Annotated in this window: 16 protein-coding genes; 7 read left to right on the top strand and 9 right to left on the bottom strand. The window is 67.9% G+C overall.

The genetic code is table 11. The annotated features are described in order from the left end of the window. The first annotated feature begins 250 nt into the window (after positions 1–250). Positions 251–2,281 carry an FAD-dependent oxidoreductase gene (locus J9315_RS00495; protein WP_198500016.1) on the top strand — a complete coding sequence of 677 codons (2,031 nt, stop codon included), beginning with the start codon at positions 251–253 and terminating at the stop codon, positions 2,279–2,281. Further along, positions 2,278–3,402, top strand: coding sequence for a proline racemase family protein (locus tag J9315_RS00490; protein WP_232623764.1), 1,125 nt, complete (start codon positions 2,278–2,280; stop codon positions 3,400–3,402). The genes J9315_RS00495 and J9315_RS00490 overlap by 4 nt, the downstream gene beginning before the upstream one ends. Here the strand turns inward: J9315_RS00490 and J9315_RS00485 are convergent, their stop codons facing one another. Both J9315_RS00485 and J9315_RS00480 read right to left on the bottom strand, forming a co-directional pair. Then, complete coding sequence (locus tag J9315_RS00485; protein WP_232623765.1) at positions 3,403–4,647, bottom strand: hybrid-cluster NAD(P)-dependent oxidoreductase; 1,245 nt, start codon at positions 4,645–4,647, stop codon at positions 3,403–3,405. Beyond that, positions 4,644–6,053, bottom strand: a complete 1,410-nt coding sequence (locus J9315_RS00480) for an aromatic ring-hydroxylating dioxygenase subunit alpha (protein WP_232623766.1) — start codon at positions 6,051–6,053, stop codon at positions 4,644–4,646. Before J9315_RS00480 ends, J9315_RS00485 begins: the two co-directional genes overlap by 4 nt. A gap of 265 nt (positions 6,054–6,318) precedes the next feature. Here J9315_RS00480 and J9315_RS00475 point away from each other — a divergent pair, with 265 nt between their 5' ends. Next, positions 6,319–7,239 carry a LysR family transcriptional regulator gene (locus J9315_RS00475; RefSeq protein WP_198500017.1) on the top strand — a complete coding sequence of 307 codons (921 nt, stop codon included), beginning with the start codon at positions 6,319–6,321 and terminating at the stop codon, positions 7,237–7,239. Positions 7,240–7,471: 232 nt separating this feature from the next. Beyond that, positions 7,472–8,422, top strand: coding sequence for an ornithine cyclodeaminase family protein (locus J9315_RS00470; RefSeq protein ID WP_198500018.1), 951 nt, complete (start codon positions 7,472–7,474; stop codon positions 8,420–8,422). Between the two features lie 44 nt (positions 8,423–8,466). Here the strand turns inward: J9315_RS00470 and J9315_RS00465 are convergent, their stop codons facing one another. Both J9315_RS00465 and J9315_RS17355 read right to left on the bottom strand, forming a co-directional pair. Beyond that, positions 8,467–9,240: a DUF6226 family protein gene (locus tag J9315_RS00465; RefSeq protein WP_198500019.1), complete on the bottom strand. Its 774-nt coding sequence runs from the start codon at positions 9,238–9,240 to the stop codon at positions 8,467–8,469. Positions 9,241–9,299: 59 nt separating this feature from the next. After that, on the bottom strand, positions 9,300–10,391 hold the full coding sequence (locus J9315_RS17355; protein ID WP_232623767.1) for a hypothetical protein: 1,092 nt from the start codon (positions 10,389–10,391) through the stop codon (positions 9,300–9,302). 199 nt (positions 10,392–10,590) lie between these two features. On the opposite strand from J9315_RS17355, the gene J9315_RS00455 reads away from it, so the two are divergent. Then, on the top strand, positions 10,591–14,526 hold the full coding sequence (locus tag J9315_RS00455) for a hypothetical protein (protein WP_249120974.1): 3,936 nt from the start codon (positions 10,591–10,593) through the stop codon (positions 14,524–14,526). Between the two features lie 158 nt (positions 14,527–14,684). On the opposite strand, the gene J9315_RS00450 is transcribed toward J9315_RS00455, so the two are convergent. Further along, positions 14,685–15,650: an ABC transporter substrate-binding protein gene (locus J9315_RS00450; protein WP_198500020.1), complete on the bottom strand. Its 966-nt coding sequence runs from the start codon at positions 15,648–15,650 to the stop codon at positions 14,685–14,687. Between the two features lie 133 nt (positions 15,651–15,783). Here J9315_RS00450 and J9315_RS00445 point away from each other — a divergent pair, with 133 nt between their 5' ends. Further along, the gene (locus tag J9315_RS00445; protein ID WP_232623769.1) at positions 15,784–16,785 is read left to right on the top strand and encodes a siderophore-interacting protein; all 1,002 of its coding nucleotides are present in this window, start codon (positions 15,784–15,786) and stop codon (positions 16,783–16,785) included. Here the strand turns inward: J9315_RS00445 and J9315_RS00440 are convergent. Beyond that, entirely contained in the window at positions 16,755–17,651 is an 897-nt protein-coding gene (locus J9315_RS00440) for a DMT family transporter (protein WP_344259005.1), read from the bottom strand. The genes J9315_RS00445 and J9315_RS00440 overlap by 31 nt on opposite strands. Positions 17,652–17,838: 187 nt before the next feature. On the opposite strand from J9315_RS00440, the gene J9315_RS00435 reads away from it, so the two are divergent. After that, a complete protein-coding gene (locus J9315_RS00435; protein WP_198500023.1) occupies positions 17,839–18,753 on the top strand; it encodes a LysR family transcriptional regulator in 915 nt (304 codons plus the stop codon). A 160-nt stretch (positions 18,754–18,913) separates the two neighbouring features. Here the strand turns inward: J9315_RS00435 and J9315_RS00430 are convergent, their stop codons facing one another. The 3 genes from J9315_RS00430 to J9315_RS00420 all read right to left on the bottom strand — a co-directional run bounded on the left by J9315_RS00430 (position 18,914) and on the right by J9315_RS00420 (position 24,919). Next, the gene (locus J9315_RS00430; RefSeq protein WP_198500024.1) at positions 18,914–21,265 is read right to left on the bottom strand and encodes an HNH endonuclease signature motif containing protein; all 2,352 of its coding nucleotides are present in this window, start codon (positions 21,263–21,265) and stop codon (positions 18,914–18,916) included. A gap of 373 nt (positions 21,266–21,638) precedes the next feature. Then, entirely contained in the window at positions 21,639–23,102 is a 1,464-nt protein-coding gene (locus tag J9315_RS00425; protein ID WP_198500832.1) for an FAD-binding oxidoreductase, read from the bottom strand. 371 nt (positions 23,103–23,473) lie between these two features. Beyond that, entirely contained in the window at positions 23,474–24,919 is a 1,446-nt protein-coding gene (locus J9315_RS00420) for an MFS transporter (protein ID WP_232623772.1), read from the bottom strand. Positions 24,920–24,927 lie beyond the last annotated feature (8 nt).

The raw sequence follows: 24,927 nt of genomic DNA, 5'->3' as shown, positions 1-24,927 counted from the left end.
CGACCTCCCCTGCCAGAACTATTGACAGCATAGCCCGGAGAATCCACGATGGAAGACAGGTAGTCGGTAATCGATTACCTGACAATCAGTACCGGCCCGACAAGCCGTACCGGCACCGCAACCAGTCCCGCACCGCAATCCGCTCCAGCACCGCGAACCACGACCCCGACAACCCATACCAGCCCGACAATCCGTTCCAGCCCGGTAACCCCGCTCCGGCTCCGGAACCCGTTCCTGCGATGGAGGAGGAATGGACGACCCGCTGCTCCAGCCGTACGACCTCGGCGGACTCACCCTGCGCAACCGCATCGTCTCGACCTCGCACGAGCCCGCCTACACCGAGAACGGCATGCCGACGGACCGCTACCGCCTCTACCACCGGGAGAAGGCGCGCGGCGGTGTCGGGCTGACGATGATCGGCGGGTCCGCGATCGTGTCGAAGGACTCGCCGGCCGCGTTCGGCAACATCGACCTGACGACCGACGAGGTGATCCCCTGGCTGCGCGCGATCGCCGAGGACTGCCACGCCGAGGGTGCCGCGGTGATGATCCAGGCGACGCATCTGGGGATGCGCTCGTCGAACTTCGCCGGGGACTGGCTGCCGCTCGTCTCGCCGTCACGGACCAGGGAGGCCGCGCACCGGTCGTTCACGAAGGCCCTCGAGGACTTCGACATGGACCGCATCGTCGCCGACTTCGCGGCCGCGGCCGCCCGGGTCGCCGCTGCCGGGTTCGACGGCCTCGAGATCATGCACGCCGGTCACCTCCTCGACTCCTTCCTCGCGTCCTGGCTCAACGAGCGCAGCGACGAGTGGGGCGGCGACCTCGACGCGCTCATGCGCTTCCCGCTGCGCGTCATCGACGCCGTCACCGCCGCCGTGCCCGCGGGCTTCCTCGTGGGCATCCGGATGGCCGTCGACGAACTCCGCGACGACGGCATGCGCGAGGACCGGGCGACCGATGTGCTCGAGACCTACGCCGCCCACGGCCTCGGATTCCTCAATCTCAACGTCGGCACGATCTCCTCCGATCGGGTCCTCGCCGAGGCGATCCCCGGGATGGGCACGCCCTCGGCACCGTGGCTCGAGACGTGCCGCCGGATCCGCAAGGCCATCGACATCCCCGTCCTCCACGCCGCCCGCATTGCCGACGTCCCGACCGCGCGCTACGCGATCGAGGACGGCTGCCTCGACCTCGTCGGGATGACCCGGGCACAGCTGGCCGACCCCTACCTCGTCGCCAAGATCACCGAGCACCGCGAGGACGACATCCGCCCGTGCGTGGGCGCGAACATGTGCCTCGACAGCATCTACACGTCCGGATCGGCGACGTGCATCCACAATCCCGCGACCGGCCGCGAGGCGGATCTGCCGCAGGAGGTGCCCGCGGATTCCGTCGCCGAGGCGAAGCACGTCGTCATCGTCGGCGCCGGTCCCGCCGGCCTCGAGGCCGCCCGCGTCGCCGCGGTCCGCGGGCATCGGGTCACCCTGCTCGAAGCCGATTCCGCGCCCGGCGGTCAGGTCCGCATCGCCGCCCGGTCCGAGCGTCGTCGCGACCTCATCGGGATCGTCGACTGGCGGGTCGAGCAGTGCCGCAAGCACGGCGTCGATCTGCGCCTCAACACCTATGCCGACGCCGAGGCGGTACTGGCGCTCGCCCCCGACGTCGTCATCGTCGCGACCGGCGGCATCCCCGACTCCGGTGACCTCGCCGCGTTCGACGTGTGGGACGTCATGGACGATCACCTCCGCGGTCGACAGCGCGTCATCGTCTTCGACGACCACGGGGCGTACCCGGCCCTCGACGCCGTCGAACGGCTCGCCCGCGCCGGCCAGCACGTCACCTATGTCAGCCCGGAGCGGACGATCGGCATCGACGTCGGGTCGATGAACTCCCCGGCCTACCTGCGGACGTTCTCCGAATGCGGGGTCGAGGTCCGCCTCGGCGAGCGCCTGACGACGACGCAGCCGCACGGCACCGGGGTGCGAGCGGTCCTCACCAGCGAATACTCGGACCTCGAAACGGAGATCGAGACGGATGCCGTCGTCGTCGATCACGGGACGCTGCCCAACGATGAGATCTACCTCGAGCTGCGCGACCGGGCGTCCAATCGCGGGGAGATCGACCTCGATGCGTGGGTGCGCGGGCAGCCGCAGCCGGATCCATCCGCCGAGGCGACCGGCTCGTTCGCGCTCTACCGGATCGGTGACGCGGTCGCCTCCCGCAACGTCCATGCCGCCGTGCTCGAGGGCCTGCGGGTCGGGATGGGGGTGGGTCGATGAGCAGGACGGACGACCACCGGGGAGGGCCGCGCGACATGGGCACCGTGACGACGGTCGACTATCACACGGCCGGTGAGCCGTTCCGGATCGTCCCGGAGCCCCCGGTCGACATCCCCGGGACCACCGTCGCCGACCGGCGGGCATTCGCGACCCGCTCGGCCGAGGTCGACGGGCTGCGGCAGCTCCTCTGCTTCGAACCGCGCGGGCACGCCGATATGTACGGCGGCTTCCTCGTCCCACCCGAAGACGACGGCGCCGACTTCGGCGTGCTCTTCTGGCACAAGGACGGATTCTCCACCGCGTGCGGGCACGGCACGATGGCTCTGGGCGTCTGGGCGGTCGAGTCGGGACTCATTCAGGCCGACGATTCCGGGATCACCGAGGTCGTCATCGACGTCCCCTCGGGCAGGGTCCGGGCGGCGGTGCACACGGACGAGACGGGCGGGGTCACCTCGGTCGACTTCGTCAATGTGCCGAGCCGCCTCGTCGCCACCGGCCTCCCGGTGACGACAGCACGGGGAGAGGCCGCCGTCGATCTCGCATGGGGCGGGGCGCTCTACGCACTCGTCGACGGGGACGCGTTGGGGATCGCGGTCGAGCCGGACCGCCTCGGCGAGCTCATCGCCCTCGGGAGGGAGGTCAAGGCCGCTCTCGCCGGGCATCCGGCCACCGCGCACCCGAGCGATGACCGCCTCAGCGGTGTCTACGGGACGATCATCGTCAACCGGCTCGGCACCAGCGTCGATGGTGAGGTCTGGCAGCGCAATGTCACGGTCTTCGCCGACGGTCAGGTCGACCGCTCGCCCTGCGGGTCGGGCACGGCCGCGCGCATCGCGGCGCTGAGCGCGACGGGCGAACTCGACTCGGGGCAGACGCTGCTCCACGAATCGATCGTCGGCACGCGGTTCCGGGCCAGGGTCCTCGCCGAACTCGAGGGCAGTGACGACCACGGGGACAGAGTGGGCACTGGGGGCGCTGACGGTCTCGGGGACAGTGGAAACGGCTGGGCCTCTGCCGACAGTGTCGTCCCGCTCGTCACGGGCACCGCACACCGGGTCGCGACGTGCACCTTCGAGGTCGACCCGCGGGACGATCTCGTACCGGGATTCGTGCTGCGCTGATCACCGCTCGATGACGAGGTCGCTGAGCGGCGTCGAGCAGCACGGCAGGAACCTGCCGGCGGCGATCTCCTTCGGACGGATCCCCCCGGAGTGGCGCATGTCGACCTCGCCGCTGACGAGTGTCGACTTGCACGTCCCGCACATTCCCGCTCCGCACGACGAAGGGACGGGCAGGCCGGCGGCGGCAGCGGCCTCGAGGACGGTGGTGGCGGCATCGCAGGCGACCCGCGTGCCGTTCGACGCGAAGTCGATCGCGAACGTCGCGCCAGGCACCGGGACGACCGACTGCTCGGCCCGGTGCCTGGCCACCCGGTCTGCGGGCGCGGTGCCGAAGACGAACGACTCCTCGTGCACTCTCCGGGCACCCACCGCGGCGAGAAGCGGGCGAACGGTGTCCATGTACGGAGCCGGGCCGCACACGAAGGTCTCGCGATCGCAGGCATCGGGGGCCGCCTCGGCGAGGATCTCCCGGCCGATCCGCCCGCGCGGGCCCGTCCATCTCTCCTCGGCCGCGTCCCGGGAGCAGTGCGCGACGACGCGGACTCCGGGGACGGTGGCGAGCTGGTCGAGCTCGGTCCGGAAGACGATGTCCTCAGGCGTCGAGGCGCTGTGGATGAGGACGATGTCGACGGGATCCGGCAACTGGTTGGCCAGGAGTGCGCGGATCATCGACATGATCGGGGTGGTCCCCGAGCCCGCACAGACGAAGAGGTGCTTGTCAGCAGGGTGGAAGCTGGTGCTGAAGAGGCCGTAGGGGCCGTCGACGTGGAGGGTGTCGCCGATGCGGAGAACGTCGTGGAGATGCGTCGAGACCGCACCGCCGGGCACGCGCTTGACGGTGAGGGTGAACGTGTTCGTGCCGAACGGCGCCGAGGAGATCGAGTAGCAGCGCTCGAGACCGAGCTCGGGCACGCGCACCGTGAGGTACTGCCCGGGTTCGAAGTCTGCGGAGGCCAGCCACGGTGCGCGGAGTTCGATCGTGATGATGTCGTGGGTGACCCGGGTGATCCCGACGCATTCGGCGAGACCGGTGATCCCCTCGGCCTCACCGGCCATCGTCGCGGACGGCACCGTTGCCGTCAGCACGCCGCTCACTGCGACGGCAGCTGTGGCTGCCGTGGCGGCCGAGGATGCGGGGACCGCCGCACCCGCACCCCGCGCCGGCACGCGGAACGTCGCCTTGCTCGCCGCCGCCCCTGGCCGCGGGCCTGCCTCGATGGGAAACGGTGACCGGATGTATCTCATCGCCCGTCCATCCTCTCCCGGTGTGCCGTGAGCCTCTCGATGTACCACGTGCAGAACTCGTCGAGGTGCGCCTCGGTGGGGGCGTAGGGTCCCGGCAGGTACGCCGGGGACGACACCCCGAGCTGCCCGCGCTCGCAGAACGTCGCGTCCTGTTCGTTCGTCTTCATCCACACCGTCGTGAGGTTCTCCAGGTCGTAGTCGACGCCCTCGACCGCCTCGGCGTCGACGAGCCACGTCGTGCGCACGAGCGTCCGATCCGCGGCGAGGGGGACGAGGCTGAAGGTGACGATGTGATCGCCCATCGCGTGGAACCACATGTTCGGCTGGATGTGGAGGGAGGCGCGTCCGAGGGTGAAGGTGTCGAGGTCGCCGAGCAGCTTCGCCGAGGCGGCCGATCCGTCCATCGTGTACGACTCACCCTTCCCGTCGAGGGCTGCCCGTTCGATGCGGAATCCGGTGGGGCGTCCGCTGAGGTCTTCGACGAGGGCGTAAGGCACGCCGTTGCGGTCGCAGTTGTCGTGGAGTCGGCGCTCGGCATCGAGGAAGCGCTGGTAGGCGGGTTGCAGCCGGGCCGGGATCTCGTCGGCGGCGTATCCGTAGGTGGGGAAGAAGGTGCAGGTGAGCTCCGGGTGGCCGGCTTCGCAGTGGTAGCACTCGCGGTTGTTCTCCATGACGAGCTTCCAGTTCGAGTCCTCGATGAGGTCGACCTGGGCTGCGACCTTCGCCCCGGCGATGTCGTGGGGTGCGATGTAGGGGGCGATGACGTCGGCGACCTCGGCGATGTCGTCCGGGGGCGGTCCGAGGCAGATGAAGATCAGTCCCGCGATGATTCGGACATTGACCGGACGCAGGGAGAAGCACGCGGGGTCGAAGCCCGGTGCCTGCACACCGGCGGAGATGAGCTCGCCGCCGGGGGTGTAGGTCCACTGGTGGTAGCTGCAGACGATGTTGCCCACCGACCCGGACAGGTCGTTGAGCAGCCGGGTGCCGCGGTGGCGGCAGACATTGTGGTGGGCCCGGATCGCGTCATCGTCGTCGCGGATGATGATGACCGAGTACGTGCCCACGTCGATCGTCACGTAGTCGCCGGGTTCGGGCACCTCGGCGACGGTGCCGACGAAGATCCACGTCGAGGCGAAGATCGCTTCGACGTCGCGGGCGAAGAACTCGGGGCTGGTGTAGAACGGGGCCTCGAGGGACCAGCCGGGGCGACGCTCGTCGATGAGCCGGTCGAGCGCGCCCGGTGCGCTGAGGTCGGCGGGCGGTGCGCTGAGGTCGGAGACCGAACTGCTGAATTGGGCAGCCGGCCCTCCGGGGTGGGGGCCTGGCCCACCGGGGTGGGCGGGCGCGGCGACGTGGTCGGTCGGGGCAGCCGTTGCGGACCGGGTCCGCGGAGCCATCGTCATCTCTGCACCTGCCTTTCACCTTCTGCCGCATCGTGCTCGCCTCGGCCAGTCGGGTGATCGCCTCCGCCGACGCTCCACCACACCGGGGATCGGCCGCCTCAGCGGTCGGCGTCCCCTGTACCGCCGGGGATGCGGCCGGCGGCCCCCTGCGGCTGGCGGTGAGGCGTCTGCCGAGCATCCGACATCTCGCTGTGACTCCAGTGTCGAGGCGGCAGAAGACGAAGAAAAGCGAATCATTTCGCGGATGGTCGTGAAAGAATATTGCATGATCGATCGTCGCCTCCACGTCCTCCGCGTCCTCGCCGAGGTCGGCACCGTCACGGCTGCCGCCGAGCGCCTCGGCTTCACTCCCTCGGCGATCTCGCACCAGCTGAGAACCCTGTCGAAGGACCTCGGAGTCACCGTGCTCGAACAGCACGGCCGCACCCTCGTGCTCACGCCGGCCGGTCACCTGCTCCTCGAGCGCACGCAGGAGCTGTTCACCCGGTGGGAGGAGATCCGCGGGGAGCTCTCTGAGGCAGGGCACGCCGTCAGCCAGCGGGTCCTGCGGCTGTGCGGCTTCTCGACGGCCGCGGCGAGCCTGCTGCCGCTCACCGCCGAGCGCATCATGGCGTCGCATCCCGGTGCCGGGGCGCGGATCATCGAAGCCGATCCGCAGGAGTGCTTCGACCTGCTCCTCGCCGACCAGGCCGACATCGCCGTCGTCGTCGCGACCGATCCGCTGCCGCCGCGCAGCGATGCCCGGTTCGAGCAGTCCGCGCTCTTCACCGACCGTCTCGATCTCCTCGTCCCCGGCCATCATCGCCTCGCCGGACGCGAGTCGGTGGCTCTCGGCGAGGCGGCCGAGGAGAAGTGGATCCTCGATCGGCCCGGCACGCCCTACCACCGCCTCGTGCGCACCGCCTGCGCCGCCGCGGGCTTCGTCCCCGAGGTCGCCCATGAGTCCCATGAATGGGAGACGGGCGCCGCGCTCGTCTCGGCCTCGCTCGGCGTCGCGCTCGTCCCCCGCCTCGCTCACCTGCCCGAGGGCTATGACGCCGTGCGCGTGCCGCTGCGCGGGGATCCCGTCCCGGCCCGGAAGATCCTCACCGGGATCCGCAGCGGGTCGGCGGGGCAGCCGCTCATCGCCGCAGCGCTCACTGTCCTCACCGAGGCGGCTGACGCCGTCGCCCGACGCACGACGTGAGGATCCATCGCTCAATGCTCACGCGCGGCACCCGGGGTGCGACTCTGCGATGGCGGCCGGCACGACAGTGCGGCCCGACTCACGGACAGTGCTTCGCCCTGTGGTCGGCATCACCTAGCCTGGTGGTGACCGCCCCTGCCACCCGGTGCTCCGCTCCGTCGGATGTCCGCACACCCGATGGCCCGCAGCACCGTCGCAGCGCGAGGGGTCCGCAGTGAGGAAGGACGTGACGATGAACGATGTGACCTACCTCGACGCCGACGCGGTGGTCGCGGCCCTCACCCCCGCCGAGGCGGTCGCCGCCCTCCGCGAGGCACTGGCCGGGGATTTCGATCCGGCCGATGACATTCCGCGCACGATCGCCGACATCAGCGCCGGCAACATGATCTTCATGCCCTCCGAGCTCGGCGCATGGGTCGGGGTCAAGCTCGTCGGCGTCTCGGTCGACAATCCCGACCACGGCCTGCCGCGCATCCAGGGGCAGTACCTCATGTATGCGGCCGAAACGCTGCAGCTGCGCACGGTCATCGACGGTGCGGCGCTGACGACCCTGCGCACGCCGGCGGTGTCGGTGGCGGCGGTCGAACCGGCGCTGTCCCGGTTCACCGGTCCCGTGCGCGTCGTCGTCTTCGGGGCGGGCCCGCAGGGCGTCGGACACGTCGACACCCTGCGCGAGGTCCTCGACGTCGATCTCGCCGATGTCGCGTTCGTCGTCCGGCATCCCGACCGTGTCACCGCCGGGGTCCGTGAGCGCGGGCGTGTCATCGCAGCGACCACCGCCGAGGCGAACGCCGCCCTGCGGGAGGCCGACATCGTCGTCACGGCGACGACGGCGAGCAGCCCGCTCTTCGACGGTGACCTCGTCCGTGAGGGTGCGATCGTCATGGCGTGCGGTTCGCACGACCCGCACGCCAGGGAGCTGCCGGCGTCGCTGTTCTCCCGCTCGGCGGTCGTCGTCGAGGATGTCGGCACCGCGCTGCGCGAATGCGGGGACGTCGTGCTCGCGATCACCGACGGCGCACTCGACGCGGAGACTCTCATCACGATGAAGCAGCTGAGCACCGGCGAGGTCGTCGTCGACGACGATCGGACGCTGATCTTCAAGGGGTCGGGGATGTCGTGGGAGGATCTCGCGGTGGCCGCGAGGCTCACCGAGGAGGCATCAGCCGCCTCGGCGGGGTGAACCGCCTCGGCGGGGTGAACCGCCTCGGCGGGGTGAGCCCGAACTCAGGCCCAGTCCTGCATGGGACGCGGTGACCAGTCGTCGAACCACGGGCGCGCCCGGTGCTTCGCGGGTTTGTGCGCGGCGTCGCCGGAGAGCTCTCCGGCCGCGTCGAACGAGGTGCGGTAGCCGGAGTACTGTCCGCCGGACTGCGCCTCGACGGAGCCGTCGACGATCGAGAAGATGAGGCTGTCGAGCTGCTGGAGGAGGACGTCGGAGCCGTAGTCGCAGAAGTCGCAGCCGCAGTCGGGCACGCGGGCCAGGGACACCGCGGGATCGCCGAGGGCGATGACGACGTTCGCGACGAGGTCGACGCCGTGGTCATCGGGGACGTAGTCGTTGAAGCCGATGACGAGTTCGGGGTTGTCGGGGACTCCGCTGGTGAGCACCTCGGCGTGATCGGCGGATGCGAGGAACGGATCATCGGTCGCCCAGTCGACGTCGGCGGTCTCCCGTGCGCTGCCTCCCCGCCGGCGCAGGACGTTGATCCATGCGCGGGCCCGGGCGTGGACGATGTCGAACTTCGCGTGGTCGGTGACGTCGGCCTGATCGTCGGGGCCGTTGACCCTGCCCCATTCGAAGTCGGGATTGCGGTGAGGGTCGTCCCACCTCGGCGTGTCGGCTCCGGTGATGAGGAATTCGTCCTCGACCTCGCGGAACATCTCAGCGGCCCGATCGGACACCGGCATCGTCGCGATCGCATGGTTCCACCGCTGGTCAGAGCGGTCATCGAAGGATCGGGCAAGGTTGGTTCTCAGCTCTTGCCACCAGAAAGTCATGGTCCGATTTTAGTCCGGGTTCCGCGTCGGACCGGCGGGGCCTCGGCCGAGGTGGTTCCTCAGTCCTGCAGACGCGTCGTGCCCTCATACCCTCCTGAGGTATTCAGCTGCTTCGCGTAGCAGTTGTCGGGACCGAGACCGTTGGACGAACACCACGACAGCGCGTCCTCGGGATCGTCATAGCCGATGCCGACGATCGTCACCCAGAAATCATCTTCTTTGAAACTCGCGAAATCCCCCGACCACACCAGTTGTACGCGCGGATATTCCTTTCGCATCTGCTCGTGCTCGGCGAGAATGTCCTTCGGCTCCCACGTCTTCCCCTCCGCTTCGAGTCCGACTTTCTTCGAGCTCAGCTGGGGCACCCATTTGCCGTCGAGGTCGGCGATGACGGTCTTCCGATCCGTGGTGACGATCTGGTCGAGCGCCTGCTTCGGGTCGGCGGGAAGCGTGGGGGACGACTCCGGATCGTCGCTCGGTGCAGCGTCCTCGCTCGGCCCGGCGCTCGGAGCCGTCGAGGCGTCCTCGCCGGCCGGTGCCGTCGTCGCTGCGACAGTGGAGTCCTCGTCACCGTCCCGGTTGAGGAACATCATGGCGCCGAATCCGATCGCGGCCGCGGCGATGACCGCGAGCACGACGACGGCGGCGATGAGTCCCTTGCTGCGCCGAGGCGGCTGACCGGCGGGTGCGGCGCCGGCGGGGATGTTTCCGGGCGGCGGCTGGTTCGGGCCCGGTGGACTCGGCGGTGGCTGCGGGAATGTTGCGCCGGGTGGAGTTCCGGGCCAGGCCGCAGCGTTGGACGGCGGCGTTGCCGCGTTCGCGGGCGGGGCTCCTGGTGTTCCGGTCGCCGCGGACTGCGAGCGCGGGGGCCGCGCGGGGTTCTGCTCGGCGATGTAGGGCGTGTTCGGTTCCCCGCCGCCGCGGCCCCAGCCCGTATCGGCGCTCTGGCCCCAACCGATGTCGGTGCGTCCGGCGTCAGCGCTTCCGGTGTTGGCGCCGTGACCCCAGCCGGTGTCGGACTGCCGACCCCATCCCGAGTCGCCGTTCTGGTTCCACGCATTGTCGGCACGAGGATTCTCCGCTCGAGCGCTGCCCGCCGAATCATCGCGCGGCCATTCGTCGCCGTTGCCCTGGGGCGGTTTCGTGCTCATCGGCAGCTCCAGATCACTTGTCGGTCGAAAAGTTCTCTTCTCGGAAACTTCAATCGCCATTCTCAGCCTAATATAAGGGCATCACTACAACTGAATGGATCGGTGGAAACATCGATCTGCAGGGAAACCGCAGTCAGACCAGCGGCCACGTCAAGCGCACTGCAGCGACCGGTGTGCGAGAGCAGTCGGAGGACTCCCCATGAGCAGAACGCCCACATCTCCCCCATCCGGGCACGACGACGAGTCCGACCGTCGCCCGACCCCCGAGGACTCGAACAGCAAGCCCGGCTCCGCCTCTGCCGCCAAGGGCACCGGGAGGGCCAAGGGAACCGGCGAGGTCAAGGGCACCGGGGAGAAGAAGACTGCCGACGGCACCAAGGACACAGAACCGGCGAAGTCGACCAAAGGTGCCAAGGGAACCGGCGCGGCAAAATGGGCCGACAAGGTCAGTGCCGACAGGGCAGCGAAGCCGACCGACGGGGTCAAGGGCACTGCTGACACGACGGCGGCCAGCCAGGTCAATGGCACGGGCACAGCGAAGTCGACCAACGAAGCCCCGGCCGCCCAGTCACCAGAGGGCGGCAGGGCGAGCGCCTCTGCCACGCCTGATGCAACTGCCAGGCCTGCCGCTGACTCGCCGAATGCCGCGGACACTGACACGGCCTCCGGAACCGATGACCTCGGCGGCGAGGCGGACGTCCCTGTGAAGCCGGGAGCTCCACCGACCAATTCCGCTCCTGACTCCACCGAGGCGACGGCGCAGTATCCGCGCTTCTCTCCGGAGGCCGCAGCGGCGGCCTCCGCAGCCGGAGCCGATTCCGGCGCTGCAACGAAGCAGGCCGCCGATCCCTATGCGTCACCGGACACGCCGTCGACGACGCCAGGAGTGCAAGCTCCCACACCGGGCACACAGCCTCAGCGACCCGGAACACAGCCTCCGGTGTCGGGTGCAGCCGACGGCGCCTCAACTGCGGCGGACTCAGCAAGCTCACCGGCTGGATCGCCCTACCCGGGCCAGCCCTCTCCGCAACCGGGCCAGCCGTACGCCCAGCAGAACCAGCCCGCTGCCCAGCAGGGCTCGCCGTACCCAAACCAGGGCTCGCCCTACCCGGGCCAGCCCTCTCCGCAGCCGGGCCTGCCGTACGCCCAGCAGGGCTCGCCCTATCCCGGTCAGAGCCACCTCGGTGCTCCGAGACCGTCATCGCGCTACACCGCTCCGCTCTCCCAGGGTGCGACGTGGCGGGCGATCCTCCTCCCGCCGGGAATCGCCCTCGCCGCGGGCATCGTCGTTGCGATCATCCTTGCCGCGATCGCCGGTTCGATGTCCGACCTCGACTCATTCACCGAGTACACGGGCATGAGCACCGACAAGATCGGCTACGCGCTCCCCTTCGTCCTCCTCGCCCTGGCACTGTTCGGCTCGGCGGCCGTGCGGTTCGAGTTCCAATCCGACGGATTCGCCGCGGCCAGTGGAGACATCATCCTCTCCGGCGCCCCGCTCATCATCACCGCAGTCGTCCTCGGCACGCTGTGGTGGTTCACCCGGTGGAGCGAGCTGCGTTCCCCCTCCCCCAATCGGGGGTCGACCTGGATCCGCATCGGCATCTCGGCCCTCGCCTTCACCGCCGTGCTCTTCGTCCTCCAGCTCATCTTCGCCGCCCGCTACTCGCTCATGGAAGGCAGTCAGGGCGCCACCCTCGAGTTCTCCGCGGTCACCCCGCGATCGTTCTTCCTTCCACTCCTCGTCGTCATCGCCGTGAGCATGTGGGGTCGCATCGCCGGTCATTTCAAGGGCACCGAGGCGGTCGGAGCGCGATTCCTCCGCTGGGTCGTCCCCGCCGCGCTCGTCGCCTGGATCCACCTCATCGTCATGGTCGCGATCATGTCCGTCGTCGCCCTCTTCGTCCTGCCTCTCGGGCTCGACCTTCCCGGGCAGCTCGTCCCCCTGACCTTCGTCAACATGGGCCTCGTCCTCACACTGCTCGTCCACCTCGGCGGCCTCACCGCCTCGATGACCGGCGTGTTCGGCATGGAGTCCGGAGGCTTCTCGGAGACGCTGACGATCTTCAGCGACGATGTGCCGGGGCAGCTGTGGCTGGGGCTGATCGCGGTCGTCCTCGCGGTGCTCGCGGCCTCCCTCGTCGCCACGGTCACGCGGCGTCCGTACTGGACCGCGCAGGGCCCCGATCCCCGGCAGTGGAGCACCGCATGGCGGATCCCCCTCGCATTCGCCGTGGTGTGGGGGCTGCTCTCGGTTCTCGCGCTGCCTCTGCGCGCGGCTGTGCAGGGCTCGGCACAGGCGACGGAGGTGTTCGGCGGCATGGGCGCGGCTGAGGCCGGCATCGGCGTGCTGGCCTGGTCGTTCCTCATCTTCGCTCTCTGGGGCGGTCTCATCGAGGTGGTCTCGCGCACCCTCGGGCCGAGGCTGGCGCTGACGATGCCCGGAGTCGCGAAGTTCCTCGCCGGGCGCGCGATTCATCCGCACTGGGGACACGCCCTCGGGATGAGCGAACCGCGCTATCCGCTCATCCACCCCGATGCCGTCGCCGGCGGATCGACTCCGCCCCCGCCGCCACCGGTGGCACCCGGGTACGCGGCGCCGGGCGGTGACGCGGGTGCGCCCGGACAGTCGGGCGCGGCTTCCCCGGGAACTGCCGGCACGTCCAGCCCAGCCGGTCATTCCGGTTCTGTCGCCCCGTCCGATTCCGCCGGATCTGCTGGCCCGGTCGCATCGGCTGGATACGTCGGATCCGCGGGCGGCCCGGGGTCCGGTGGCAGCAATCCCGGAGATGCGCAGTCCGCCGCGCCGACCACCTCGGCGTCGGGATCACAACCGGCAGGGGAGTCCCCTGCCCACCCCATCGCAGGGTCCTCCCCCGGCCGTCCCACCGTGGGACAGGAGGCGTCTGCGCCCTACTCGTCTGCGCCCTACACGGCAGCGGCGGGCCCCTATACGACAGGGAACGCTGCGTCGGCATCGAGTCAGCAGCCGACCGCCCAGCAGTGGAACAGCAGTGCGGCCCCGCCGTCCGTTCCTCCGGCCGGATATCCCGCGGCCCCGCCGGCCAAGCCCTTCAACCGCAGGAAGGCGACGCTCGTCGGAGTGATCAGCGGCGCGGCGGTCCTCGTCCTCGTGGCGGGTCTGATCGTCGTCACGCAGGTCAACGGCGGAATGTTCGGCCCGGAGGCCACCGTCGAGAAGTATCTGCAGCGCCTCGCCGACGGTGACGCTGAAGGTGCTCTCGAGATCGCCGATGTCGACGTGCCCGCCGAGCAGCGGCAGCTGCTGACGAACGACATCCTCGGCGGCGCCAAGGCACTGCCGACCGACATCTCGGTCGCCGATGCCGATGTCGCCGATGATCAGGCGCTCGTGTCGGCGACGTTCGACCTCGGCGGGAGCAAGAGCACGACCGAGTTCTCGCTGGTGAAGTCGGGCAAGACCGCGGTCTTCTTCGACGAGTGGACGCTGCAGTCGCCGGAGCTCGCGCCCCTGACGGTGGACACGCCGGGGCTGAGCACGGTCAAGGTCAACGGGATCGACGTCGACACGACCGACTCGGCGCTCTCCCTGCCGGCGTTCCCCGCCCTCTACACCGTCGGGTTGGCGGAGAAGAGCGATCTCGTCTCTGCGGATCCGATCGAGGCCCGCACCTTCTTCGGCGGCAGCGTCGAGGACCAGGACCTCGATGGGGGCGATCCCGCGCTGCTCGCACCGGAGCCGACGGACGCGTTCCGCAGCGAGGTCGACAAGCAGGTCAAGACGCTCGTCGACAGCTGCGCGAAGAAGACCGTGGCTCAGCCCGACGGCTGCCCGTTCGGCTCGTACAGCGCCGAGAGCTTCGATGCCACGGATCTCAAGTGGTCGATCTCGTCGTATCCGACCGTCACGGTGTCCGACCCGTCGTCCGATCCGTACTACTACGACGGCGGAATGGGGGCCGGACCCAACGGCGGCCCGTCGTGGGCGATCACGACGGTCTCCGAGGGTGAGGCGCTGGTGACGGGCAGCTACGACTCGTTCTTCGACGACGGCGGGGCATTCGATGACACGGTGATCTTCTCCGTCGACGGCGTCGCTGAGATCGTCGACGGAAAGGTCGTCATCACCATCAGCGACGGCTACGACTTCTAGGACGACTCGTTGCTGCCGGAATGCTCGACACTCATCATGGTCGGTCGCTGCGGGAGGGAGCGCATCGATGACACCGGTCGGGATCGCTTCCGGTCGGGATCACATCCGATTCTCATCGTTCTCGGCCCCGGCCAGCTCCGGTCCTGAGCTCAGCCGGATCAGTTCTTGTCGATGTCCTCGGCTCGGTCGAGCACCTCGGCGAGATCGTTGAGCCATGCCGCATACCCGTCGTAGGTGAAGGCGCGCTTGTCATCCCAGGTGCCGGTCTGCCCGGCCTTGACCGTCGGCAGGCTGAGGTAGATCGGATTCGTCTCGAAGTCGGCCGAGGCGTCGTGGACGAGGAGGACATCGGCGGAGTAATCGCTGATCTTCTCCCACGAGACCTCGGCCCACGAGCTGTCGGCGCCGGGGTCGGGTCCCACGAGGGTCACGCCGTCGTCGGCGAGCATCCGGGCGATGCCGAGGTCCTTCGCGGTGTAGATGATGTCGGCATTGAAGTTCGCGAGGAGCACCGTGAGCCAGTCCTTGTCGGCGGTGACGTCGCGGATGCGCTGCCGTGCCGCATCGAAGTCGCGGCGCTGTGCGGTGATCTCCGCGGAGTCGGTGTCTGCACCGATCGCCTGGGCGACGGCGGCGTACTGGCCGAACATGTCGTCGGGCGTCTGGTCCTGGAGCTTGATCGGGACGAATGGGACGAGCGAGGTGACCTGCTCCCTGAGCTTGTCATCCCACCAGGTCCAGCCGTCGCCGGTCTCGTTGCCGTAGGCGACGACGATGTCGGGCCTTGTCGCGGCCAGCGCCTCGGTGTCGAGCTCCATGTCGGTGCCGACGATCTCGACGCCTGTGGTGTCGAACGACTTCCCCGGGGACTCGTTCTGCCCGAATCCGAAGACCGCGACGGGTGTGATGCCGTACGGCGCGAGCGCGGCCGCGGAGTAGAAGTCCATCGCGATGCGCTCAGCTGGTCTGTCGAGTGAGACGGTGACGCCGTCGTAGCCGGCGGGCGAGTACGAGAAGTTCTTGGCGGACGATTGAGCGGTCCCGGACTCGGATGCCTCGGTGGAGCAGGCGACGAGGGCGAGCGGAGCGAGAGCGGTGAGAGCCAGGAGCTGACGTCGGCGCATGACGACCTTTCGAGAGGGAACGGGAACGAGATCACCGTAGCATCATTGTGGAGAGGCTAACCTAACAAAGATGTTATGCTCGTCGAGTACCAGCCGGATCGCTCCTGCCTGTGCAGGAGGCAGAGGAGAACACGTGTCACGAGCATCCATCGGCGCTTTCGAGGCCACCGTCATCGGCATCGAGGACCTGAGCCCCTCATTCCGCCGCATCACCTTCGGCGGCGACGACTTGGCGGATTTCGGCACCGACGGGCACCCGCGTGATCTGCGGTTCAAGCTCATCATCCCGCCGGGCGGACTGAGCGCTCCGGAGTTCGACCTCCTCGGTTTCTTCGCCGAGCAGGTCGAGGCCGGGAACCCGTGGTACCAGGCGTGGCTGCAGGTCGATGAGGATGTCCGCGGAGCGATGCGCACGTACACCGTCCGCGAGTGGCGCAGCGATGCCCGAGAACTCGTCGTCGACATGGTGCTCCACATCGATGACGACGGCCATTCGGGTCCGGCGGCGACCTGGGCCAAGAACGCTGAGATCGGCCACCGACTGCACATCATCGGGCCGTCCCGTCACCACCAGGGCGCGTACGGCGGCATCGAGTTCGACTGCGGCGACGCCGATCAGATCCTGCTCGCCGGTGACGAGACCGCTGTCCCGGCCATCGCCTCGATCCTCGATTCCCTCAAGGACGCGACCGTCAGCGGCAGGGCTGTCATCGAGGTTCCGAGCGCTGACGACATTCTCGATCTCACGGCGCCCGAGGGCTTCGAGGTCGAATGGCTGCCGCGCGGCGACGCGGACTTCGGCGCGCTTCTCGAGCCGGCAGTGCGGGAGGCCGTGCGTGCAGAGAACAAGGCCCTCGCCGAGGTGGGGGCGTCGGTGTCCGCAGGAGGCGGAGTCGAACTCGAGGATGTCGACATCGACGAGGAGATCCTCTGGGACACGCCTACCCGGCTCACACAGGCTGCGCAGAGCAGTTCGAGTGACACCGAGCGCGGCTCCCGCCCGTTCTATGCGTGGATCGCCGGCGAGGCCGGACCGGTCAAACGACTGCGCCGCTACCTTGTGCAGGAGGTCGGCGTCGACCGCAAACAGGTCGCGTTCATGGGCTACTGGCGACAGGGCAAGGCCGAGGGCTGAGCACCCGGCGACCGGACCGACTGCACCGATCTGAGAATCTGCGGACCGATAGCGCAGCCGGCGCCGACCAGGCAGAGGACGCCGCCGACTGCTGCCAGGGGCGGCGGAACCTCGGCGAGAACAATCCAGGCAAGGACGACGACGATCGCCGGCACGAGCAGACTCGACGAACTCAGCAGGCCGGCAGGGAGCACGCGGATCGCATAACCCCACAGGTTGAACGCGATGGCCGTGGGCACAATGCCCAGGTAGATCACTTGGAGAGTGATGTCGATGGGGGCTGCGGCGACCTCGGTGAGGAGGCTCGGGGTGAAGATCAGGCAGGCGAGGGTGCCGGCGAGAATGCCCAACCACGTCACGGTCACCGAATCCTCGCCGGAGAGGAAGTGCTTCTGCAGGAGCACGCACGCGGCGTAGAGGAGCGCCGCTGAAAGGCTCAGCACAAGACCGCCGATGGTGAAGACTCCGGTGAAGCTCGCGACCGTGATGAGCACGATTCCCGCCAGGGAGACGAAGATGCCGACGAGCAGACGCCACGGCAGCCCCTCACCGAGGACGATGCCGGCGAAAACCTCGATGATGAGCGGGGCGATGTTGACGATCATCGAGGCGGTCCCAGCATCGATCGAATGCTCAGCGGCATTGAGGACGACGACGTAGGCGGCGAACCACGCCACTCCCCAGAGTGCGACGATGAACCATACTCTCGGCGACGAGGGGATGCGGGGCCTGCGGAAGACCATCCAGAGTGAGAGGACCACGGCTGCCGCGATGCAGCGCAGCAGCGCCATCGCGCCCGGGCTGAAATGAGCAGCGGCATCGCGGATGACGACGAATGACGACGCCCAGAACACCATGGTGAGCAATGCGGCGATCCACGGCAACGCAGGAATCCTGTCACTCAGGGACGGTCGCCGTTCAATTCGATTCATTCGCTCTGTTGGACGGTCGGCGTCAGGATTGTGTCTCATAACCTCGATCATTCCGTCTGCGACTGTCCATGAAAAGCGCACACTATTGCACAACTGTGCGCGCTCTCAATACGATCCGAGAATGCACTCGGTGTCGCATCTCCAGTCATTCAAGTCCGTCGCGGTCACGGGTTCAGTGCGGTCGGCCGCTCAGCACCTCGGCCTGTCGCCGTCTGCCGTCAGCCATCATCTCAAGCTTCTCGAGAAGCAGACCGGCCTCACTCTCTTCACGAGACGTGGGCGCAGACTGGGCTTGACGGATACCGGTTCGGCCATCCTCGCTGACATTGACGCCGTGCTCGAATCGACGAGCCGTTTGCAGCAGCGAATCTCTGAGCTGCAGGAGAGCCGCGTCGATCGGCTCTCGATCGCATACTTCGCTTCGGCAGGCACTCGTTGGCTTCCCGAGCTTGTCGCCTACCTCGAGCACCGTTATCCCCATACTGCCGTTCAGCTCAACCTCGCCGAAGGACCATGGACCGAACTCGAATCCGACATCCAGGTCATGATCGCCGAATCCCCGGAGCTCAGCCTTCCCTCCGGGGTCGACAGCAGCTTCCTCATCGAAGATCCGTACGTTGCAGCAGTACCCGAAGACCACCCAATGGCCGCAGCAGACTCGATTTCCCTCAGCGACCTCGCCCAGCTGCCATGGATCGACAACGACACCGGGGGCGGCCCATGCCGGACGATCCTCTTCGACGCATGCGCGCGAGCAGGGGTCCCGGTCCACTTCAAGCACGAGGCCCACAGTTTCCCCACGGCTCTGCATATGGTCAGCCGCGGACTGGGTGTGACGGTTCTTCCCCGCCTCGGAATTGATCCGCTGCCCGCCGGGGTGGCGGTCGTTCCCTTGGCCGATCCCGTTCCGACTCGTTATATCCATGCCATCAGCGATCCCGGGCATCCTCAGCAGGCCCTTCTCGCCGATGCCATCGCGGCTCTGCGCGATCTGGCCAGCGACGACGCAGAACTGGTGCCGGAAAGCCGCAGATGAATAGTCACAGATGAATGAATGTTCACAGATGAATGGTCTGATCGAGGCCGGTTCAATCATCCGAAACGCCGGTACCCGGACTGATCTGAGTCGCTCGGCCCCTCGAGTTGCGATTCCACCGCAATCGACTGTGTGAAGGCAGAGTGGTCCCCTGGCCCGGTCAGCACGGTGGTCGACTCGACCCGTTCGCACCCGACCCGCCCCCACCGGCATCATCAAGGCCGCCCGTGTCGGCGAGGTCGTCGAAGAGAGTGCTCATGATGTCCTCGGCAAGGAACCGGGGATGGAAGATCGGTTCCCGGGCAGGATCGACCGATGCCGGTGGCACCCACGCCGGGCGCCCATTGGTCATCATCCGCATCTCCCACTCCGACCGGTCCATCAGATGATGATGAGCACTGCACGCCAGTGCCAGATTATTGATCTCCGTGCGCCCTCCCCGGGCATGCGGGATCACATGATTGGCATCACACCACCCCGGAGGGGCATCACAGCCCGGGAACGTACACCCCTTGTCACGGGCCGTGACCACTGCGATCTGCTGCTTGTTGGCAAACCTCTTCTCCGTGAGTACCTGCACCGTCTTCGCCTTCTGTGACACCAGATGGAAGAACACCTGCCCGTTCAACCCGCGGGTCTGCAGTTCACTGATCGGGATCGGCGTCTCAACACCGGTGGTGCCCTCCCCGGTGCCGTGGGCCAGGTCCTCAGCCGTCGCAGTTACGACGAGCGCGTAGGGGGTCCCGGCCCCGGCCTGGTCCATGCTGATCCGCGAGACCAGAGTCGCGAACCGTTCATAGATCCACGCCCTCGCCGTGGGCTGCTCAGCAGTCAGATCGACCCGGGACCCGTCAGCACGCACCCCGACACCCACAAGGAACTCACTGTCCTCCGGCGTACCCGGAATCTCACCGGGACTAGTGTTGCTAGTGCCGGCTGCGCCGGTAGAAGTGGTGGTGCTGCCGTCGAAGTTAGTGTTCTGCGGACCGCCAGCGCCGTTGGCATCAGATGAGCCGTCAGGGTTCGTCATTCCGTTGACGCGCGAACCGTTGGGGTCGGCAGTGCCGTTGGGGCCCGAACCGTGCCCGGCGGCTACCTGGCCAACCGTCGGTAGCGGTGCGTCGAACCGGTCACCACGCAACACGGAATCGACAACGTCGAACAGAGACTCCTGACCGTCAATCACGGTGTCATTCCCAGCGTGAACTCCACCGCCATCGGCGGCCGCATCGAAGACACCATCACCAGGATTCCCGCAGGCATCCGAACCATCGGCGTCGGCGCCGGTGGGTACTCCGAAGGCATTACTGTCACTGACGGTGGGGCTGGTGTCCTGGTCTGGGGTGGATTCGGTCGCGGATTTGATCCGTGAGGTCAGCAACCCGTTCAACGCCGCCCCCGCCACGGGGTCGAGGAGACCATTGAGCACCCAGTCACCATTGCGTTTGGGTCGCATCGTCACCGCATAGTCACTGCGCGGTGTCTCCTCGACCGGTTTCTTCCCATCCGGGTCGATATACCCCAGCATCCGGTTAAAGATCGCACGAATATCAGTGACTCGAACCGTCGGAGCATAGCCGACGAGACGTTTTTCCACATCCGCCCGCTGCTCCGGGCTCACCCAGTCGGGGAGGGCGGCCAGGCAGTCATCAATGGTCTTCGCCTGCCCTGCCGACAACGCACCCGCGTGGAGGGCTTCGGAGACTTCGGGACACAAGGGTTTCAGCGCCTGCCCGGCCAGATCCACCCGCCCACCGAGGTTCTTGGCCATCTCGGCCCGCCGATGGGCTTCTGTCCGGGTGAGGTTGAGTCGGTCCTGGATGAGGGACTTCGTGTCCTTCGCCCCCGTCTCCGCCGGTGTCCCCACCCGGTCATAGACGGACAGGGCGAGAATCGACAGAGCTTCCGAGACCCGAGAAAGGGCTTCGGCACCGTCGACGAGGAGGAGTGCCTCGTCGGGGCCCATGGGTTTGTCGAAGGACCGCAGTTGGGCATCGAGAGCCATGAGCGTGGTGATGCCGGTGGTGACTTCCGGGGCGAACGCGGACAGGTCCGCCCACGCGGTGCCGGTGAAGAGAGGGTGCCTGCTCACCCAGGCGGGCACGTCGGTGTCCCCGTCCAACGCGGCAGCGGCCGCAGCGATCTCAGCGATCTCGTCGTCGACGGAATCGTGTTCCTCACCCGAGGGTGTCGATGGATCACTGGCGGCATCAGTGGTGTGGGGGCTGGCTGACTCGTGTGCGGCATCGTCGTCGACGGTGTCGAAGTAGGTGCTCTCCGGCTCGGGGCTGTGGTCTTCGGCGGGTGGGGTGGGGGTGAGGGCGGTGAAGGTGTCGGCGAGGGGGTTTCCGGTGAGGTCGATGCCGGCGTTGGTGAGCTGATCGAACAGGGATTCGGTATCCGGGGTGTCACCAGTGGATGGGGAGGATTCCGGCGTCGAGGACTCGCCCGTGTGCGCACCTGCGGCGTCGTTGCCGGGGGTGGGGTGCTTGCGGTTCGGGGTGAGAGTCATGGTGTCCAGGGGTCCATTCGCCATTGTCCATGTCGTGTGACCTATTATACACCGTTGCGGTGCGTGTCAAGATGTTTCTTTGTTTTTTGTTCGACTATTTTCCAAGTGTTCTAGGTTCTTCGATTCATAGCGCAAGTTGTGTTGTCTACGTGCCGATGCGTGTCCCGACATCGGTGTCGGGTTGGGTTCGTATGTGTTCCAGGGTGGGTCAACGCTACAGGCCGCTGCTGACACGACCCGAGTACTCGCGCACATACCGTAGACGACCCTGCAGTGCCCAAAGCCGAAGTACGTGTGCATCACAGGCTCATCTTCTGCATCCGGCACGCAGACCTCCACGCGGGCACCCAACCCACCAGTCCCCCGCCTCCGCTCAGAGACCGCCGAGCATCTTCCCCGGATTGAGGATCCCGAGCGGATCGAGCGCGTTCTTCACCGCGAGCTGCATCCTCTGCGCCCCAGCGTCGAGCTCCTCGCCCAGCCAGTCCCTCTTCAGGTATCCGACGCCGTGCTCGCCGGTGATCGTCCCACCGAGCTCGAGGCCGATGCGCATGATCTCCCCGAAGACCTCGAGCGCCTTCGCGGTCTCCGCCTCGTCGGCGGCATCGAAGAACACCGACGGGTGCGTGTTCCCGTCTCCCGCATGCGCGACGAGCGAGATCGTCAGCCCCGACGACTCCCGCAGCGCGTCGAGTCGGTCGCAGAACTCCGGCATCGCCGCCCGCGGCAGACACACGTCGTCGAGCAGCTGGCCCCCGCCATGCGCACCGGCGAACTTCTCGTACGCCGGCTGGATCATCCGCCGTGCGGCGATGAGGTCGGCGGAATCGGCGGGATCATCGGAGTACGCAACGTCGAGGGCACCGCACGCGTGGGCCACCTCGGCGAAATTCGCCATCATCGCCTCCGACTCAGCCGCCGCGAGATCGACCTGCATGATGAGCATCGACCCGGCCTCCCCGTCGAGGCCGAAGTCGCCGTATGCATTGAGCATGGTCAGGCTCGAACCGTCGAGGAACTCGAACAGGCTCGGCACTCCGCCGCCGGCCATGAAGTCGGCGACCGTCTGCAGGCCGCTGCGCTCATCGGGGAACGTCGCGACCGCGGTGAACGGGTCGGGCAGGGCGGGCACGAGCCGCAGGGTCGCCTCGACGATGACGCCGAGCGTGCCCTCGGACCCGATGAAGAGCTGCCGCATATCGAGCCCCGCGACGCCCTTCGCGGTCTGCGGACCGAGCACGCTCAGCGTCCCATCGGCGAGGACCACCGTGAGACTGCGGACATAATCCCTGGTCACGCCGTACTTCACGCAGCACAGGCCACCCGCGTTCGTCGCGATGTTCCCGCCGATCGACGAGATCCCCACCGACCCCGGATCCGGCGGGTACGACAGCCCGAACGGCGCGAGGTGGTCCTTGAGGTCCTGGTTGATGATCCCCGGCTGCACGGTGACCGTCCGCTCCGCCTCGCTGACGGCGACGACGTCATTCATCCGCGCCACGCTGAGCAGGATCGCCCCCGGTGAGGCGTTCGCGCCGCCCGAGATCCCCGAGCGCGCCCCCTGCGGGACGACCGGAATCCGATGTTCGGTGGCGAACCGCATGACCTCTTGGACGTCGCTCGCCGAGGTGGCCCTGACCAGGGCGATCGCGCCCTCGGCCGGGCAGAACAGGGCTTCGTCCCGGGCGTGGGCGGCGATGATGTCGGGGTCCGTCGTGAGCACCCCTTCGCCGAGGCGGGACGCGAGCTCGGCCAGGGGCGGGACAGCGACCCTGCGGGAATCACCCGCCGAGGCATTCCCGTCGGCATCCCCGACCGCAGCGCCTGCCGTTCCCATCGTGGGCTCCCCCGCACCCGTGCTTCCGGCCACTGGCGTCGCTGAATTCTGCTCGGTCATCGTCTCGGTCCCTTCACGCGGATGGCGGCCGGCGCCGCCCGTCTTCCCCGTCATCGTCGCATCATCGGCCGTCATCTCGCCGAGGTGGTCCGACGGCAAGTACGGCTCTGTCGTCACCGGAGGGCATCGCGCCATAACCACGAGCCATTCCATTGTCAGAGGCGACCCCGTCCCACCCACCTCGTCACCGGAGGGCATCGCGTCGTCACCGCAGGCAGACCTCGTCGTCACAGAGGCTACCCCGCCACCACCACAGGTCGCCTCCGTCGCCACCGGAAGTCACCGGGGTTCTGAGGAGCCGCCTCGGCGAGCTATGGTCCGCTCACCCTATCGGGCACCGGTGCTGCCCTGAGGACGAGGGTGACGATTCCGGCGGCGACCATCGCCGCGCCGACGACCCACATTCCGGCGTTCTGGGCGCCGGTGAGCTCGGCGAGCCAGCCGGTGATGTACGGGGCGAAGAATCCGGCCGAATTGCCGAGCGAATTGATGAGCGCGAGCCCGGCGGCCGCTCCCGCGCCCGCGAGGAACGTCTGCGGCAGCGGCCAGAACGTCGGCAGCGCCGCGCAGATCGACATCGCCGTGACGGTGACCGCGATCATCGTCGTGAACGGGGAGCTGAGGTAGAGGGCGATGGGGATCGAGATGCCGCCGATGAAGAGCGGGATCGCGACGTGCCACACCCGCTCGCCCGTGCGATCGCCGTGCCGGGACCAGAAGAACATCGACAGCGCCCCGAAGACGTAGGGGATGGCGGTGATGAAGCCGATCTCGACGATCGAGTACTCGGTGCCGAAGGTCTCCTGGAAGCCGGCGATGATCGTCGGAAGGAAGAAGCTGAGCGCGTAGAGACCGTAGACCATGCCGAAGTAGACGAATGACAGCGCCCACACGCGCGGCTGGAGCAGCGAGCGGCGGACCGGGTAGTGGAAGGTCTCGGCCTTGCTGTTCTCCTCGGAGTCCATCCGCGCCTGCAGCCATTCCCGCTCCTCCGGTTCGAGCCACTGCGCATCCCGCGGTCGGTCGGTGAGGTAGAAGAGGCACACGATGCCGAGGATGATCGCGGGCACCCCCTCGATGATGAACATGAACCGCCACCCGGCGAAGTCCTCGAACAGCGCATTGCCGCTCGAGATCAGCCACGACGAGAGCGGGGAGCCGACGACCGAGGAGAGCGGGATCGCGAGCATGAACAGTGCCGTCGCCCGCGCCCGCATCGTCGTCGGGAACCAGTACGTGAGGTAGAGGATGATGCCGGGGAAGAATCCCGCCTCGGCGACGCCGAGGAGGAACCGCAGCGCGTAGAGCCAGAACGCATTGGGTACGAACGCCATGAGCGCGGCGACGAGACCCCAGCTGATGAGGATGCGCGCGAGCCATCGCCGGGCCCCGAAGCGGTGGAGCGCGAGATTCGAGGGCACCTCGAGCAGGAGGTAGCCGAAGAAGAAGATGCCCGCGGCGAATCCGAACTGCGTGGCGCTGAGGGCGAGGTCCTCGGTCATGCCGCCGGGGCCGGCGATGCCGATGTTCGTACGGTCGAGGTAGTTGATGAAGTACATCGCGATGATGAACGGGATGAGTCGGACGATGACCTTGCGCATCGTCCGCTTCTCCAGCGCGGCCTCGGCGGTGGTGGGGGAAGCGTTCGCCGAGGTGGGGCCCGGGTTTCTCCGGTGACCAGGATCGTTCGCCGAGGTGGGGCCCGGGTGCGCGGCCGCACCGTCCCCGGTTCCGGGCTGGTTCGCATCGGTTGCCATGTGATCTC

It is taken from the genome of Brevibacterium sp. W7.2 (assembly GCF_018137945.1).
In the GTDB taxonomy this organism is placed as follows: Bacteria; Actinomycetota; Actinomycetes; order Actinomycetales; family Brevibacteriaceae; genus Brevibacterium; species Brevibacterium sanguinis.
This window is presented reverse-complemented; position numbering and strand designations above follow the sequence as displayed.

Excerpts from the sequence above, each read along its gene's own strand:
- J9315_RS00495 (WP_198500016.1), top strand. The coding sequence starts at position 251 with ATGGACGACCCGCTGCTCCAGCCGTACGACCTCGGCGGACTCACCCTG.
- J9315_RS00490 (WP_232623764.1), top strand. The coding sequence starts at position 2,278 with ATGAGCAGGACGGACGACCACCGGGGAGGGCCGCGCGACATGGGCACC.
- J9315_RS00485 (WP_232623765.1), bottom strand. The coding sequence starts at position 4,647 with ATGAGATACATCCGGTCACCGTTTCCCATCGAGGCAGGCCCGCGGCCA.
- J9315_RS00480 (WP_232623766.1), bottom strand. The coding sequence starts at position 6,053 with ATGACGATGGCTCCGCGGACCCGGTCCGCAACGGCTGCCCCGACCGAC.
- J9315_RS00475 (WP_198500017.1), top strand. The coding sequence starts at position 6,319 with ATGATCGATCGTCGCCTCCACGTCCTCCGCGTCCTCGCCGAGGTCGGC.
- J9315_RS00470 (WP_198500018.1), top strand. The coding sequence starts at position 7,472 with ATGAACGATGTGACCTACCTCGACGCCGACGCGGTGGTCGCGGCCCTC.
- J9315_RS00465 (WP_198500019.1), bottom strand. The coding sequence starts at position 9,240 with ATGACTTTCTGGTGGCAAGAGCTGAGAACCAACCTTGCCCGATCCTTC.
- J9315_RS17355 (WP_232623767.1), bottom strand. The coding sequence starts at position 10,391 with ATGAGCACGAAACCGCCCCAGGGCAACGGCGACGAATGGCCGCGCGAT.
- J9315_RS00455 (WP_249120974.1), top strand. The coding sequence starts at position 10,591 with ATGAGCAGAACGCCCACATCTCCCCCATCCGGGCACGACGACGAGTCC.
- J9315_RS00450 (WP_198500020.1), bottom strand. The coding sequence starts at position 15,650 with ATGCGCCGACGTCAGCTCCTGGCTCTCACCGCTCTCGCTCCGCTCGCC.
- J9315_RS00435 (WP_198500023.1), top strand. The coding sequence starts at position 17,839 with ATGCACTCGGTGTCGCATCTCCAGTCATTCAAGTCCGTCGCGGTCACG.
- J9315_RS00430 (WP_198500024.1), bottom strand. The coding sequence starts at position 21,265 with ATGACTCTCACCCCGAACCGCAAGCACCCCACCCCCGGCAACGACGCC.
- J9315_RS00425 (WP_198500832.1), bottom strand. The coding sequence starts at position 23,102 with ATGGGAACGGCAGGCGCTGCGGTCGGGGATGCCGACGGGAATGCCTCG.
- J9315_RS00420 (WP_232623772.1), bottom strand. The coding sequence starts at position 24,919 with ATGGCAACCGATGCGAACCAGCCCGGAACCGGGGACGGTGCGGCCGCG.